We start from the raw sequence: 16,352 nt of genomic DNA on the forward strand, positions 1-16,352 counted from the left end.
GGAATAAGAATATGGACACAATGAGTAAAACAACGAAAAAGTCATCAGCGAATAAGAAAGAAATCGTGTTTGAAGAAGCATTATGGGACGCGGCCAATAAGCTCCGTGGAAGCGTTGAATCAGCAGAATACAAGCATATAGTGCTCAGCCTTATTTTTCTCAAATTCATTAGTGACAAATTCGAAGCGCAGCGAGAAAAGCTTAAAGCGGAAAGCATGGGTGACTATGTCGACATGGTCGAGTTTTACACTAAGGATAATGTGTTCTATTTGCCTGAAGAAGCTCGCTGGTCGACAGTTCAAAAGCAAGCCAAGCAAGACGATATCGCAGTAAAGATTGATACTGCTTTGCATACCGTTGAGAAAACTAACCCATCGTTGAAAGGTGCATTGCCCGATAACTACTTTTCTCGCTTGTCGTTGGACGTAAGCAAACTCGCTGCGTTGATTGACACCATTAACAACATCAAAACCGTTGCCAATGAATGCGACATGAGTGAAGAAGACCTTGTTGGACGGGTATACGAATACTTCCTCGGGAAATTTGCCGCCAACGAAGGAAAAGGCGGTGGCGAGTTCTACACGCCCAAGTCTGTGGTTACGCTAATCAGTGATATGTTAGAGCCTTACAAAGGTAAGATTTACGACCCCTGTTGCGGCTCAGGCGGTATGTTTGTGCAGTCGTTGAAGTTTATCGATAGCCACAAAGGCAATCGCAAAGATATCTCCATTTACGGTCAGGAATATACCAACACCACGTATAAACTGGCGAAGATGAACCTCGCGGTTCGGGGAATCTCTGCCAACCTCGGTGACATTGCCGCTGACACTTTCTTCAAAGACCAGCACCCAGACTTAAAAGCCGATTACATTATGGCGAATCCGCCGTTCAATCAAAAGCAGTGGCGTGCCGATAATGAGCTCACCGACGACCCACGTTGGGCTGGTTTCGAAGTGCCGCCAACAGGTAACGCTAACTATGCGTGGATCATGCTTATGATTTCCAAACTGAGTGAGCATGGCACGGCAGGCTTCGTGTTAGCGAATGGTTCAATGAGTTCTAGTACTAGTGGTGAAGGCGCTATTCGCCAGAAAATTATCGAAAACGACTTGGTCGATTGTATGATTGCGCTTCCCGGTCAGTTGTTTTACACCACACAAATTCCGGTCTGCTTGTGGTTTATCAGCAAAAATAAACGAGAAGACAAAGCGCGAGGCTACCGCAACCGCCAAGGCGAAACACTGTTTATCGATGCCCGGGAAATGGGCAGTATGATCAGCCGTGTGCACAAGGAACTGACTGCCGACGATATCGCCAAAATCGCAAACACTTACCACGCATGGCGGCAGGATAAGCAATTCATCGAACAGGCACTTGCCGAACAACTAGACGACACCCCGACACAAGAGCTTCTACAAGAGCATAAGCAGCTTAATGCTTATGAAGACGTTGCAGGTTTCTGTAAATCGGCAACCTTAGACGAAATCAAAGCCAACGATTATGTGTTAACGCCTGGTCGTTATGTTGGTGCCGCAGCTATCGAAGATGATGGAGTTCCGTTTGAAGTTAAGATGCGTGAATTAAGCCAAACCTTATTAAGTCAAATGGATGAATCGGAGCGACTAGATAATGCTATTCGTCAAAATTTAGCGGAGTTAGGTTATGGGGAATAGCAATATTGTAAGAATCGGAGATATTGCTGAAGTTTTCGATGGGCCTCACGCAACCCCAAAAAAGATTGATGTTGGACCTTTCTTTTTAAGTATTTCAAGCTTGGAGAATGGGCAACTTGATCTTTCCAAGTCAGCGCATATTAGTGATGAACAATTTGAAAAGTGGACTCGAAGAGTTACGCCTCGCGAAGGCGATGTTTTGTTTTCTTATGAGACCCGACTAGGAGAAGCCGCACTGATGCCGGGCGGCATCAAAGCATGTTTAGGTCGACGAATGGGGTTGTTGAGACCCAAGAGAAATAGAGTCTTACCTGAATACTTGCTTTATGCTTATTTATCTCCAGAGTTTCAGAAGCAAATTAAACGTAGAACAAATCATGGAGCAACGGTTGAACGAATTTCATTAAAAGAGTTGCCAGACTTCGAGATTAGAGTTCCTTCAATCGAAGAACAGCAAAAGGTAGTGCAGGTAATTAAGGCTTTCCCTCGAAAGCTTGAAGTAAACCAACAAACCAATCAAACCCTAGAACAAATGGCGCAGGCGCTGTTTAAAAGCTGGTTTGTCGATTTTGACCCAGTAGTGGATAACGCATTAGCGGCAGGCAACCCAATACCCGACGAGTTGGTCCATCGAGTCGAAGTTCGTAAAAAAGCCCATGCATTACCGGACTTTCAGCCTTTGCCAGAACATATCCGAAACCTATTTCCAAGCGAGTTTGAGCAAACAGGTGAGCCCAATGTTGGTATAAATGGATGGGTGCCTAAAGGGTGGAGTATGGCGCGACTTGGTGGTGTCATTTCAGTCAAAAGAGGAGGTTCCCCAAGGCCAATAAAAGACTATATTGTTTCAGATGGCCTACCCTGGACAAAGATTAGTGATGCTACTGGCAGTCATACACGATTTATAAAAAAGACTAAAGAGTTTATTAAGCCTGAAGGGTTATCAAAAACTACTCTATTACAAAAAGGCACTTTAATATTATCAAATAGCGCAACACCGGGGTTGCCTATGTTTTTAGATTTAGATGCCTGTGTGCATGATGGATGGTTACATTTCCCCGAAAAAAAACAACTATCTGACTTATTTTTGTTTCAGTTGTTTCAAGAGATTCGACCTCAACTTATTCAGCAAGGAAATGGCAGTGTATTCACGAATCTCAAAACGGATATTTTGAAGAATCATAAATTACCTCTGCCAACGTCAGATGTTATTGATGCGTTCGACAAAATTGTCGGTCCAATGCACATGAAACTCCATTCTTTAAGTAACTCTAATTCTTCTCTAGAGAATCTAAGAAATTATCTATTACCCAAACTTATATCAGGCGAAATACAACTCGATTCTTCAGGAAGTAGTATCAACCAAGAGGCTGACGTACAAGGAGTGTAGCCATGCTGAATTTCACCGAAGCGCAACTGGAAGCGGCAATTATCGAGTTGCTAGAAGGGCACGGATATCCTTATGTGCCCGGCAACCAGATTTCGCGTGCGCCTACCGACATTGTTATCAGAGATGACTTGCGTGCGTTTTTAGCTAAACGGTATGCCGATGATGATATTACCAGCGGTGAAATTGACAGCATAATACGCCAAATTGAGCTTCTGCCTGCTAGTGACTTATACGAAAGCAATAAAACCTTTTGTAAATGGTTAAGTGATGGTTTTTTACTGAAACGAGAAGCGAGCAGCGAAGCAGGCAAAGCCTCCCAGAAGGACTTGTATATTCAGCTTATTGATTACGATAACGTGGTCGAATCACTGCTTCCTGCATTACTAAACGACAAACACGAAACGAGCATTATAGAACAAAACCGTCAACAAAAGGTCGCCGAGCAACACCCTGAATTTGAAATGATAGCCTCAGCCACCAAAGACAGTAATATCTATAAAATCGTTAACCAGCTTGAGATTGAAGGTGCAGAAGGCGAACTGCGCATACCTGACGGTATTCTTTATATCAACGGCTTACCTGTAGTGGTGTTTGAGTTTAAAAGTGCGATTCGTGGCGAGGAAGCAAGTATCCACGATGCTTATGTTCAGCTTACTACCCGATACCGCAGAGACATCCCCCAGTTGTTTATTTATAACGCGCTTTGCGTCATCAGCGACGGTGTAAATAACAAAATGGGTAGCTTGTTTGCGCCATACGACTTCTTTTATGCGTGGCGTAAGGTAACAGGCAACGAGTCAATTGAAAAAGACGGTATTAGTTCACTGCACACCATGTTGGAAGGGCTGTTTGATAAAGCACGTCTTCGCGATGTAATACGTAACTTTGTATTCTTTCCTGACACCTCCAAACATGAAGTGAAAATTGTCTGTCGCTATCCGCAGTATTACGCCGCCAGAAAGCTATACCAAAACATTAAAGACCACCGTAAGCCAATAGGCGACGGTAAAGGCGGTACTTACTTTGGGGCAACGGGATGCGGAAAAAGCTTCACCATGCAGTTTCTAACCCGCTTGTTGATGAAAAGTGTTGAATTTGAAAGTCCAACCATTGTGTTAATTACAGACAGAACAGACTTGGACGACCAGTTATCGCAACAATTTACCAATGCCAAAGGTTATATTGGCGATCAGTCTGTAGAGTCGGTAGAAAGCCGTTCTGATCTGCGTGCCAAACTGCAAGGCCGCAACAGCGGCGGTGTATTTTTAACCACAATCCACAAGTTCACTGAAGATACACAGCTCTTAACCGAACGTAGCAATGTGATTTGTATCTCAGACGAAGCGCACCGTAGTCAAACCAATCTCGACCAGAAACTACGTATCGTGGAAAAAGGCCCTAATGCAGGCGTGAAGCGTACTTTTGGTTTTGCCAAGTATTTGCATGACTCCCTACCTAATGCCACTTATGTGGGCTTTACAGGCACACCGGTCGACGCCACCTTGGATGTATTTGGTCAGGTCGTCGACAGCTACACCATGACAGAGTCTGTTAAAGACGAAATCACCGTGCGCATTGTGTATGAAGGCCGTGCCGCCAAAGTGGTATTGAACAACGCAAAATTAGAAGAGATTGAAGCCTATTATCAGCAATGCGCCGAAGACGGCAGTAACGAACACCAGATAGAGGAAAGTAAGAAGACTTCAGCGAATATGACCTCTATTCTGGGTGATCCTGACCGTATTGAGGCTCTGGCGAAAGACTTTGTGGCGCATTACGAGCAGCGACTCTCAGAAGGCTCAACCATTAAAGGCAAAGCTATTTTCGTGTGCGGTAGCCGTGAAATCGCTTGGCAGTTCTATCAATCACTGCGAGACATAAAGCCCGAATGGTTTGAAGTATTGGAGTGCGAAGCCGGTGCTACGCTCACAGAACAGGAGAAGAAAAAGGTTAAGCCCATGGAACGGGTAAAAATGGTAATGACCCGTGGTAAGGACGATCCTAAAGTACTGTGGGATTTACTCGGCACCAAGGACGACCGTAAAGAGCTTGATCGCCAATTCAAAAATGAAAAGTCCAATTTCAAAATCGCCATTGTGGTGGATATGTGGTTAACCGGTTTCGATGTGCCATTCCTAGACACGATTTACATCGACAAACCCATACAACGTCATAACCTGATCCAGACGATATCTCGTGTTAACCGCAAATACGAAGGCAAAGACAAGGGCTTAGTCGTTGATTACATCGGTATAAAAAGCCAGATGAATAAAGCCTTGGCCCAATATGCCAAGACAGATGAAACCAATTTTGAAGATATAGCCCAGTCTGTCGTGGTGGTGAAAGACCACCTAGACTTGCTCGCTAAGCTAACCCACGGCTTTGATGCCAGCGATTACTTCACTGGTAAACCTATTGCGCAGTTAAACTGCTTAAATAACGCCGCTGAATTCGTACTACAAACTAAAAAGCTCGAACATCGCTTCATGGCGTTGGTTAAGCGGTTAAAAGCAGCCTACGACGTCTGCTGTGGCAGTGAAAAGCTAAACCAGAAAGAACGAGACCTGATCCACTTTTATCTTGCAGTGCGTTCCATCGTGTACAAGTTAACCAAAGGCAATGCGCCAGATACCGCGCAGATGAATGCCAAAGTACGCGAAATGATCACCGAGGCATTAAAGGCTGATGGCGTTGAAGAAATCTTTAAGCTTGGACAGGGGCAGGACGGTATCGATATCTTCGACGATGATTACCTCGCTAAGATAGAAAAGATAAAGCTGCCCAATACCAAAATAAAGTTACTTCAGCAGATGTTGGCAAAAGCCTTGGGCGAGTTCAAAAAGGTCAATAAAACTAAAGCGTTTGATTTCTCAGAACGGTTTAAATCACTGGTCGAAAAATACAACGAACGCAAAGAAGAAGATGTGCTGGTGAGCAATGTACTGGAAGATTTTTCAGACGAAATCATCAACATGTACAACGACCTCAAAACCGAAATGAACTCCTTTGAAGACATGGGCATCAACTTCGAGGAAAAAGCGTTCTACGACATCCTGCTTGCCTTAGCGGCTAAATATGATTTCAACTATCCAGACGATAAATTATTGGAGCTAGCCAAGGCAGTAAAAGAAGTTGTGGACGACAAAGCCAAGTACACTGACTGGAGCCAGCGCGACGATATAAAAGCCGAGTTGAAAGTGGATTTAATCATTCTACTAGCCAAGCACGGCTACCCACCCGTTGACCGCGATGAAGTGTATAAGGAGATCTTCGAACAAGCGGAGAATTTTAAGAAGAATAGGGGACAGGTCTAAATAGTAAGACTTGTATAGTCTTGTTCGTTGTGGACTTGCATCACTATTACTGGGTAATTAAAGGATTTTTATGGCGAAGGAAAATACGAGTAGAGAGATAAGTAAAGGGTTTTACTGGTTACTAGGCTTGGTATTCGGTATTGCGCTGATATTTATGATCATTGTTTTTGGATTGTATTTCTTTACTTTTTCCGGCGAACTCGGCACTCAGGAGATGTTTGCACAGTTCGGAGATTTCATTGGCGGCTTGCTAAACCCGATTTTCTCCTTTCTGACTATAGTCCTACTCATTGGCTCATTGTTTTTGCAAAGGCAAGAACTGGGTAAAGTAGTTGAAGAGTTGGAGCTTACTAGAGGCGTCCATCAGTCTACAGTAAACATGAGTCTATATGAGCATTTACTTGAAGATTTTCAAAAAGAAGGTTCCGACACCAAAATGTCAGCCTTAAATTTCAAGGAATATTTGGATGAAAAGCTAACTCTAGACATTTCCCATAGCAATATCTACGAGATTGGAAACTTTACGCTATTTGAAATTATTTCCAATAATGGGCTTATGGATATTGCCAAGGAAAAAGGTTACTTAGCCTCTAGAGCATCAGCCACTGGTGACAATGTGACAGCATCCAGGGATTTTAAAGAAAAATTAGATTTACTTGACGCAAGTATAAAAACCATAGTTGAAAAACTTACCCAGGTAAGAGGTTTAGGATGCCCCAAATTGAGAGCAAGTGAGTTACTTGGGTTTTGTGAAGAGATTTTGGAGGACTACTACTATTCTAAGCATATCAACAAAATGGCTAAAACGAATCTGCTCAAGTACGCTCGTTTCAATGAGCTCTTGGCTGCGGTTGAAGACTACCCTGAGAATCCGATTCCTAAGGGTATAATCTCAACGTAAGTTGACTAAAAAAGCCTGACTAAATGCTAATAATATTAATATCTAAAAAACTAACTAAAACTTAGTCACTTACGCGAAAAAGGCTTGAACCATCAATTTTGGTCGCTTGACCATTTTCATAGCTGCCGAGATACTTACAGGGTAATGTTGTATTGTAAACTTCATCTTCATCAATACGATATAAAATCTGGCTAGAAAAATTATAAACGTATTCCCCATCAAATGTCCCTATGTGATTGCCTCTTGCATCATAAACTTGCTTATACATTCGTGCTCCTTTTTGACCCTAAAAATAAGCGAAACCTCGCGATTTAAGACTTTTTCTATATCGTCATAACGTCATTTAAAGTGTAAAAAACTAAATATTAGCTACTGTTAATAACCGTAACAACTATTAGCTTCTCAAACACAAAAAGTAGAAATAGACCAGTTTTAATGCCGCTTAAAGGCATCAAAATTCCTTATTTCTATCTCTTTGATTCTTAATTTTTGCTTTTGCTGTATTAGCATATAAGTCGGTCAGGGCTCCATACGTGTGCTTGAGTGTAAGACCAAGAAGCCCTAACTGGATCACTGTGATTGCACCCAGTAAAACATATAGAGTTCCTCTGAAATAACTTATAGCGGTCAATGACCATTGAAATAGTCCCAGAATTTCTTTTATGAATGGAATGCACAAGGATAGGGCAATGATTATTATGGAAATAATCATAGTACTTATAAACCCTGTAAGGGTTTTGGAGTCTTCAACAGCCTTTTTTAGTGCAGCTTCTCGCCCTGATGAGTCCGAATTCTTAGCAACTATTGCTGAACTTAATGCTCTTGGGTAAGTTATTGCTAACCATGCTCCAGTCACGCCGAAAATTATAGATGCGACAGTTCTTATGTTCTCAAAATATTTTTCTTGAACTGAATAGTCGATACTCTTTCCAGCTAAAAATAAGAGCACTGCGAATACAATCGAAATTAGTACTCCTGCAATAACCCCAATTTTCTTAGTCATTGCATTCACTTTTAAGCGACCTGTGATGAAGAGGTTACTTCTCTCAAAACAGGTAATAAAGAAATCAGCTCACTTCTTCTAGAGTTTATTGAAGCTTTAAGGTTCTCCATATCTAACAGCTGACCCGGAACTACCCATTCAACGTCGATATTTATTTTACTTTTCGCATATGACTTACTTAGCCATTCCTTTTCATCAGCACCGAAAGTATTGTTCTGAGGAAATTTAAATCCGACATCTTGCCAACTGCCGTTATCTACACCATTTTCGTAATCCGAAATTATTCGCGCTAGTTCAGATTCTGAAGGTCTGTAGTTTAACTCATATGATAAGGGAATCTCGTGTGGCATGGTGTTATCCTTACTAGTGATTCCCACCAGATTTAGTAGCTTATCGATAGTGCCATCGTGGCTAGCTTGCGATCTATCTAGACTTATTCGTCTTATAATGCCTCTTATTTGTTCTCTATTTTGTATAATTAAGTCCCGCTTTGCTGGGTTTTTATGAAGAGTTCTAGTAAAGCGGGGAACAAGGTTGGGGCTTGGACTATTTGTACCCTGTGCATAGCCCAGAAACGTATCATTTTGGTCAAACCTCACGTAGCGACTTTCGGTTTTAAGGAATGACTCGAGCCAGTATGAAAAGGGTTTCATCCCTGTGCGTGGAGTTCCAAAAGTAATTGTGGCTAATGAATTTTGGCTTGGAATAAACCAAAAATACGTTGCATACCCTGGTATTGATTGTGCTGGTAAATTCCCTTTGTGTAGAGCTCTTGCACTTAGATTGTCGACGGCAGTGGATGGGTCTAGTGCATAGACTGAATCGCCTGATTCATGAGTTTTATTCCACATCGCTCCAAAATAATCACCAGTTACGTTGTCATGCTTGATGCTAACTAGGTACGTTTCTAAGAACTCCATATCAAAATTGGGACTTACTTCATACGTGCATGTATTCTGAATAAGCCGCTGATCTGAGTTGGACCAATTGAAAATATTGTTTATTACTTCCGTAAAGGAGCCCATTTCAGGAGTTCTTGCTCGCTCTCTATATATTCCACAATGTTTTACTTTATGAAACCTAATACTTGCTTTCTCAACCACGATGAAACTCCCTTTCAATTTCTTGCTTGATTGTTTCAGATTTACCGATTTTTTCATAGTGCCAGCGAGCTGGCCTATCCGTTTACAATAACGATGAAGAGATACTTAATCAACGTATGTTCAAATCAATACGTTTGTTGTTTATCAAAAAATTGAAAAAGGCTTTTTATTATCTACATCCCCGTTTCTCATACCCGGAAGCCTACTCCCTGAATCATTCCTAAGCGAGTTCAACGTTGTTAGCTATAGCTTGTCTTCTCCTGAATTTAGGCTGGAGATTTTCTTTATCAAAACTAAAACCAGGTTAAGCATCTACAAACATCCCAGGCTTAACATGGATGAAAAGCTGATCGAATATTCCTGCACTGAAGTGCTATTACGTTCAAGCTCGTTCCCGCATGTAGCTAGTATTTTTCGCAATTATGTCTAAGCGAATAAAGCGTTCGTGTGCGTCGGAATCTTCGAGCATTAATCTCTACGGTGGTTTAGGAGTATTAGGTTTATGTTGAACTGGTTCGGATATTCCTTAAACAGTTTATCTCGCTACAATAGTAAGAGAAGTGCCATGCGTTGATTATTGAATTAACTGCTGAAAGAGGGCTATGTAGGGACACAAAAAACCGACTCAAAGGTCGGTGTGTTCAGGCTAATCGCCTTGCAAAGAATTTGAAGGATGGTACCAGAGGCCGGACTTGAACCGGCACGCTATTTCTAGCAACGGATTTTGAATCCGTCATGTCTACCAATTTCATCACTCTGGCATCAAATTTTACTATTTGCGAAGTGTAAAAACTTTGCAAATCTTTGCAAGCATATATTAGCTTGTTTTAGTCAAAAGGCGCTTACCTTTCAATGACTTGCCTTAGTTTGATTGTTAGACACTATCAGTTTTGAATCCGTCATGTCTACCAATTCCATCACACTGGCATTGTGTATGATTATCAACGTGGTGTTGATGCATGGCATTATAGCGATGCGGCGCGCCTATACAACAACTTTTTAAGCTTTTTGTGATTAAGTGCCGAAAGATTGTTCAAAAGCGTATTTTGCTTTATCTATTTCTTATTAATCAACAGAACGAGCATTTCTACCAACGCTGAAGCGTCCAATTAATCGCTACTACCGCGATTACTGACGATGCAATTGGCATTATGGCTTTTGAATATAACCTTACGTTTCTAAGTAAGATAAGTAAGGGCAATAGCAGCGTGACTATGGCAAGTTGACCCAGCTCTACCCCTATATTAAAAGCGAATACATTCATTACCAAGCTGCCCGACTGGGCATTAAGGTCGCCAAACACGCTCGCAAATCCCATTCCATGGAGTAGGCCGAACCCAAAGGTAATAAATCCTAAACGCATGATGATAGGGTACACATTGTTAAGCGCAGTTATAGCCACTGATATAGCAATGCCTAGCTCAACAATACGGCTATCTAGCGTAATAAAATCCAGTGCTGTGGCAGTTAATGTAATCGAGTGCGCTAACGTAAACGTGCTTACTAATATCACCGTACTTTTTATAATGTGCCTTTTGCTTTGCTCTTTCACCCAGCTCTTATTCTCCCTGTAAAGATTAACGGTGAGCAACGTAGCAACCAAAAACAGTATATGGTCTAGCCCAATGAAAATGTGCCAAATTCCCTGATAAACCATCTCCCCAAACTGCGAAGTCCAGCTGTTTCCTGTAGCAGAAATAGTAACATGAGAGCGTTCATCACTTAGCACATAAACACTTGTGTGATCGTTTAACGTTACCGTTGTGAGTAGCTTGTGGGTGGGAAAATCGCTAACTATGCCAGTGTATTGTATCGATACTTCGTTTACATATACGCAATTTACCGACAGCGGGTATACCAGTAATGACTCTGCAGATATATCTCGTATAGAAGGGGGAGCAATACTAACCGTACATCGCGTTTCGCTACCTCGAATCACTAGGTGGTTTTGGATATAGTCGTTCGCCATAGTGTGGTTTCTGTTGACTTCACCCCAGGTCAAGTTACCGTCATTATTGCTATCTAGCCCTGCTGTTTGCCCTATATCTTCAGGCTTTAGCAATAGCTCGCCAGACAAAGTGTTATTTGAATCATTTGTAAGCGTTAAATAGCCGTTGCTCAGTTCGTGGGATTGCGTGAAAACGCTGAAGGCGGCGAAGATGAAAAGTGTGATAAATCTAATCATGACTCGTTTACTGAAGGGCGGGAGAACTTTAAGCATTGGTCGATACTTCATTAGCACGGCGAGCGCGCTCTAGGAGGTTTTTGTCATCTAATGACTGTGCGTATTGCCAGTTTATTTCGGCAAATTTAAGCGCCAGTGGGTAATTGGGCTCAATCTCTAAAAAGTAAGTGGCGACCTGTGCGGCGTGAGAACTGTCTTCTCGCCACACTCGAATTTCCATGTTCTTAGCAAGTTGAGTTTGTACTTCAGAGCGCACAATACCTTGCGCTCGTTCCGCAATGGCCCATTTAAGTAGCAAGCCATCGTCGGCTGTCAATATATCGGGTACGGAGTTGCTAAACCCAGAACTCACTGCCTTATAGTTATTCAACGCAAAATGTGCGTCGGCCCAAACTAACATTGCGCTTATAGGTAGCTTTTTGAATTCTGTTTGTGACAAATGCTCAAGCGCGGCTTCAGCGTTACCAAGTTGAAGCGACATGTCTGCGAGTACTTCATAAAACCACTGGCGCTCCGCAGGTCTCACTGTACTCGTGTAGGTCTCAAAAGCGCTAAGCTTTTTCAAAAATTTTACGTCTTTATTTTGTGAAAAATCAGCGTTAACCATACACGTGAAAGCGATTAAAAAACTTGTTTGCCCTACCAGCTTTTCACAGTTTTCTTTCGCCTTTTTAGCGTTACCTTGCTGAACGTTTATATCTGCCAACAATAACTGTGCAGCTGGAGAGCGAAAGCGGGCTATTTGATTGAGATGTTGCTTGGCTTGTTCGAACTTATGAATGCCTTGAAGTAGTCGAGCTTCTAAAACAACTAAACGCTCTTTTTGACCTGCGTTCAACGAATCGAATTTTTGTCGCATTATGTTCGTGAACCTAACAATACGCTCTCTCTCATCACCTTTTGCTTGAAGGTATCTACTTGAAGTTAAAATTTTTTCCGCTTCGTCGATACTTGCTATGGATAGCTGCCTAGGCTGCCACGTTGCGATGACGGTATCATAATTGAATTTTTCAGACTGAGCAGATACCGAACAGACTGTTAGGGCTGACAATACGCTCATTATAGGGAGTATGAGAGTACTGCTTCTCATCAACTTCATCAGAACTTCCTTTATAAAAGCCGTCCTTGGCTTTACGGTTGACACTGTGTACTGACCGCTCGTTATTGACCAATCAATAAATCATCGAACGTGGTGTCGTCAGCATCTTGGGTGAACTCGCGCCCGTTAATTGGCAGAGGTTCATCGGTTGGTGCTTGATTAAAGGCGTCACGGGTATAGCTAGAGAACGATACCTGCTGTGCCTCAATCGTAACGCTAACAGTAGCGGTAACTTCTGGATTTACGCCGTCAGAAACGATGAATGTGAAGCTATCGCTACCTGTTACCTGAGCGTTAGGTGTGTAGGTAAAGCTGCCATCAGCATTAACTTCTGCATTACCTAACGTACCGTTTTCACCAAGCCCGAAGGTAAGTGCATCACCATCGTCATCGGTTGCTGTCAGCGTGCCATCAAACGCAATATCTGCTTGCGTCGTTAGCATTTCATCAATGGCTACGGGCGCTGCATTTTCTTCTGGCGCTTGATAATCGTTATCGTCATCACTATCGAAACAACCAGTTAGCGCTAGCACCAATCCAGAAATGACCCACAACTTATGTTTCTGCAAAGGGGCTTGACCCGACTTAACAAACGCGGGGGCATTTGGATTCTTGTTAAATAACCTAATCTTCATAGACATGATGGATCTCCTTATTCAGAGCCAGCAAGTGGTGTTTTTAGGTAAGGAAACGATGAATCAATCATGCTTGCATCTACAGGTGCACCATCAGTGAAAGGTACATTACCTACGCTGGCGTCCTCTGGTGTACAAAGGCCAAGGTCTGTATCTTCACCTGCTACCGGGATGGGATAACACAAACGGCCCATAACAACGCGAAGGGCAATATCAACCACGTCATCACCTGGGCGGCGACCGTTCGGGAATCCTGCTAAGTCATCGCCTGCCACACCAAATGCTGACTGCGATTCGGCTGGCGTTGCTGGGATCCCTGTGTTTAGGCGCAGCATTTCTGATGCTGTTACAGTTGCTTGCTGGTTAACGCCAGGGAAACCTGTAAGGAACGCTGTTACTAAGTCCATACGCGGGAAATTCGTCGGCGCAAGGGTCTCAATATCCGTACCCAGCGTAGTATTCACTGCATCTTTAAACAGAATGTTCAGTAGTTCTGGTAAAGAAGGGTGGGTTACATAATCAGCGAATTGACCGTCTGCACTTGGATGAGAAGTAGAGAATTTGTCTTTATCGCCAATACCGATAACAAGCTCATTTACTAGCGGGCTACCTAAACGAGACACTTGAGTCATCGCACCACCATTAGTCTCAGGTTTCGCAAAAGTAGCATCTGGGTTTAGGATACGCGCTTGCGGCAAGCTTGCCGTGGTCCAACTACCAATTACGCCATTACCTTCACCTGTAACACACGCCTTAGGTACTTCAATAGATAACGCTGTCACGTTTTTATCGGCTAAGTCATCATTCATGGCACTTTGCGTTATACCGCCAGGAAAACCTTCACCATCGCCTGCGCCCGGTGCGCTGTCGCCCTCAACAGGTACATAATTTACCAGGTCGAATGTTTTGCCCAAGTTAACAACGAAGGGGTCTTTACGCTGACCAACAAACACTTTGGCCATGTCATCGCAACCAGGGATGCTGAACGAATAAATAAAGCTTTCAGCATAGCGTACGTATTCCGCTTCACTGGTAAAGGTTTTATTACCAATGTAATCAAGCGGCTTTTTAAACATATCGCCCATGGCGGGATTAAGAGTAGTGCGCGTGCCTGTCTGCATGTCGCCACTCACCATAGTAAGGCTGTACATTTCCGAGAAGTTTGCTGCGCTTGAATCGTCTGCGCTGATACCGCCTACATTTTTAAGCGGTACTTTCACCATTTTCTGTTCGCCTTCAGGGCCTATAGGCAAGGCGATACCTTCGTTATCGGCAGCAAGCATATTGTTAAACTTAAAAACAAAGCTTAAGTCTTCAACCGCGTCGCCATCGCTATCAATATGAATCGCGTAGTGCGCATTCGGGTCCATTGCAAAGTAGTTAGGGCCACCATAGGCATCTTGCAGTGGAATATAATTTGCTATGAAAGTCACATAATCTTCACGGCCTTGTTCATAGCTATTGAAAGCATAAAAGTCGGTGCTATCTAACGCTGGGTGGCGAGTGATATTAGGTGCTTCTCGGTGACTTGACGCTATTGCGCCAGCAGTTACGGCTGCACATGTCACGGCGACAGCCAGTGACAAAGTTTTGCGTTTGAATTGGATCATGTCGAGTCTCTCTGCTTTTTTATGAGTTCAAGAGACCAAACGACTGAGGTTTCACCTTAGATGCAAAAATATTTAAAAAATTAAAATAAAGTTTTTATAAAAAGTAAAAGGCCACGTTTCGTGGCCTTTTGGTGTGCTGCTTTGTGCGTAAAATTACACGGAAACAATCGGCGCTATATATAGCACTTCCGTTGGTGCGCCTGTTACCGAGCCGCCTGGTGCTTCTAAGCTCACTGCTAACGCCGCGATACTTTGATCTAGCAAGATATCTGGTGTCGCGCGCGTGTCGCCATTAACTTCAGGCATCAAGCCGAGAGAAATTGGTGCTTCGCCGTTTGCCGGCACCATCCAAAGCTCATAGTCTTTGTCTGCTAACGCCACAAATGCATCGGTGACCTTAACATTCATGGTTGTGTCAGATACTTCTATTACCCACAATGGCGTGTTATCAGCATTATTGACTACGGCAATATGGGAAACCTCTGGGGTAGGCACAGGTTGCATCAGGAAAAGCAATACGGCTAACACCAATGCAGCAGCTGTGGATATGAACGATAAGTTCTTCCAGCGTTTCTGCTTTTCTTTTTCAAGATCAACTACATTGTCGCTACTGGGTATACTATTAGTAGTCTGACCGACAAACTCTGTATCATTGGCCGCTTTGTGGCCAAGCTTCACTTGTATGCTCTCCCACACGCTGTCAGGTGGTGTCACCGGAGGCAAGGTTTCAGCAAATCCAGTAAGGTATTGCTCCCATTGTGCGGTTGCATCGCTAACAGCCTGATACTGCATCATTAACTTTTGATAGCGCGTACGCGCTTTGCCGCGCAGCGTTCCAACTACATATTCAGCGGCGAGGGCGTTTAATCGCTCTTCTTTTAAATAATTCATAGTGATAGGCACCTCTGCAAGCTTTGCAAGCCTCGTCTTATCCAGCTTTTAATGGTTCCAAGTGGTGACGCCAAGTGAGTTACCACCTCTTGATGCGACATACCATTCACATAGGCTAAATGGATAGCCTGACGCTGCGGTCCATCAAGTTCATCTAAACAAGAGGCCAATTTTGCTTGCTCTGCCTCTAACTTTATTGATTGCGTGGTTTCCATACCTGACGGTGCGTCATCATTTAATTCGACTTCATTTCTTACGTTGTGATAGCGGATTAAATCGAGCGCACGATAGCGAGCTATACTGACCATCCAGGTAAGTACCGTACCTTTGCCTCGTTGATAATTACCGGCGTTATGCCAAATTTTTATATAGGCGTCTTGTGTGGCTTCGTCAGCGAGTTCAGGGCGTTTCAAAAGCCTTAAAGCAACAGCGTAGAGCTGTGGACTGGTTATCTTATAAAGCTCTGCGAACGCTTTTTTGTCGCCGTCTGCGGTTTTACACAGCAGAGGAAACAGAGTTTCGTGTTCCATTGTTGCTCCTATTTTTAT

At 43.2% G+C, this 16,352-nt stretch carries 13 protein-coding genes and 1 tRNA gene; 4 read left to right on the forward strand and 10 right to left on the reverse strand.

From position 1 onward, the window contains the following. The first annotated feature begins 20 nt into the window (after positions 1–20). From QME20_RS06140 to QME20_RS06155, 4 genes are all read left to right on the forward strand, one after another. The gene (locus QME20_RS06140) at positions 21–1,673 is read left to right on the forward strand and encodes a class I SAM-dependent DNA methyltransferase (RefSeq protein ID WP_239241173.1); all 1,653 of its coding nucleotides are present in this window, start codon (positions 21–23) and stop codon (positions 1,671–1,673) included. Continuing rightward, positions 1,663–3,063, forward strand: coding sequence for a restriction endonuclease subunit S (locus tag QME20_RS06145; RefSeq protein ID WP_281715635.1), 1,401 nt, complete (start codon positions 1,663–1,665; stop codon positions 3,061–3,063). Before QME20_RS06140 ends, QME20_RS06145 begins: the two co-directional genes overlap by 11 nt. Before the next feature lie 5 nt (positions 3,064–3,068). After that, a complete protein-coding gene (locus QME20_RS06150; RefSeq protein WP_281715656.1) occupies positions 3,069–6,377 on the forward strand; it encodes an HsdR family type I site-specific deoxyribonuclease in 3,309 nt (1,102 codons plus the stop codon). A gap of 70 nt (positions 6,378–6,447) precedes the next feature. Next, a complete protein-coding gene (locus QME20_RS06155; RefSeq protein WP_239241154.1) occupies positions 6,448–7,278 on the forward strand; it encodes a hypothetical protein in 831 nt (276 codons plus the stop codon). A 61-nt stretch (positions 7,279–7,339) separates the two neighbouring features. Here QME20_RS06155 and QME20_RS06160 read toward each other — a convergent pair whose 3' ends face one another. From QME20_RS06160 to QME20_RS06205, 10 genes are all read right to left on the reverse strand, one after another. Continuing rightward, positions 7,340–7,546: a hypothetical protein gene (locus QME20_RS06160; RefSeq protein WP_239241156.1), complete on the reverse strand. Its 207-nt coding sequence runs from the start codon at positions 7,544–7,546 to the stop codon at positions 7,340–7,342. A gap of 183 nt (positions 7,547–7,729) precedes the next feature. Beyond that, a complete protein-coding gene (locus QME20_RS06165) occupies positions 7,730–8,281 on the reverse strand; it encodes a hypothetical protein (protein ID WP_239241158.1) in 552 nt (183 codons plus the stop codon). Between the two features lie 11 nt (positions 8,282–8,292). Next, positions 8,293–9,441 (reverse strand): hypothetical protein, encoded by a 1,149-nt coding sequence (locus QME20_RS06170; RefSeq protein WP_239241159.1) that lies wholly within the window; start codon positions 9,439–9,441, stop codon positions 8,293–8,295. A 617-nt stretch (positions 9,442–10,058) separates the two neighbouring features. After that, positions 10,059–10,145, reverse strand: a tRNA-Leu gene (locus tag QME20_RS06175). A 326-nt stretch (positions 10,146–10,471) separates the two neighbouring features. Further along, entirely contained in the window at positions 10,472–11,569 is a 1,098-nt protein-coding gene (locus QME20_RS06180; RefSeq protein WP_239241160.1) for a HupE/UreJ family protein, read from the reverse strand. Between the two features lie 28 nt (positions 11,570–11,597). Beyond that, the gene (locus QME20_RS06185; RefSeq protein WP_239241161.1) at positions 11,598–12,668 is read right to left on the reverse strand and encodes a hypothetical protein; all 1,071 of its coding nucleotides are present in this window, start codon (positions 12,666–12,668) and stop codon (positions 11,598–11,600) included. A gap of 62 nt (positions 12,669–12,730) precedes the next feature. Beyond that, the gene (locus tag QME20_RS06190) at positions 12,731–13,309 is read right to left on the reverse strand and encodes an Ig-like domain-containing protein (protein ID WP_281715636.1); all 579 of its coding nucleotides are present in this window, start codon (positions 13,307–13,309) and stop codon (positions 12,731–12,733) included. Between the two features lie 11 nt (positions 13,310–13,320). Further along, positions 13,321–14,913: a DUF4331 domain-containing protein gene (locus tag QME20_RS06195; protein WP_239241163.1), complete on the reverse strand. Its 1,593-nt coding sequence runs from the start codon at positions 14,911–14,913 to the stop codon at positions 13,321–13,323. Between the two features lie 153 nt (positions 14,914–15,066). Continuing rightward, positions 15,067–15,804, reverse strand: coding sequence for an anti-sigma factor (locus tag QME20_RS06200; RefSeq protein WP_049588265.1), 738 nt, complete (start codon positions 15,802–15,804; stop codon positions 15,067–15,069). Beyond that, positions 15,801–16,334 carry a sigma-70 family RNA polymerase sigma factor gene (locus QME20_RS06205; RefSeq protein WP_014977297.1) on the reverse strand — a complete coding sequence of 178 codons (534 nt, stop codon included), beginning with the start codon at positions 16,332–16,334 and terminating at the stop codon, positions 15,801–15,803. Before QME20_RS06205 ends, QME20_RS06200 begins: the two co-directional genes overlap by 4 nt. Positions 16,335–16,352: the final 18 nt, after the last annotated feature.

It is taken from the genome of Alteromonas sp. CyTr2, from assembly GCF_947311905.1.
Taxonomy (GTDB): domain Bacteria; phylum Pseudomonadota; class Gammaproteobacteria; order Enterobacterales; family Alteromonadaceae; genus Alteromonas; species Alteromonas macleodii.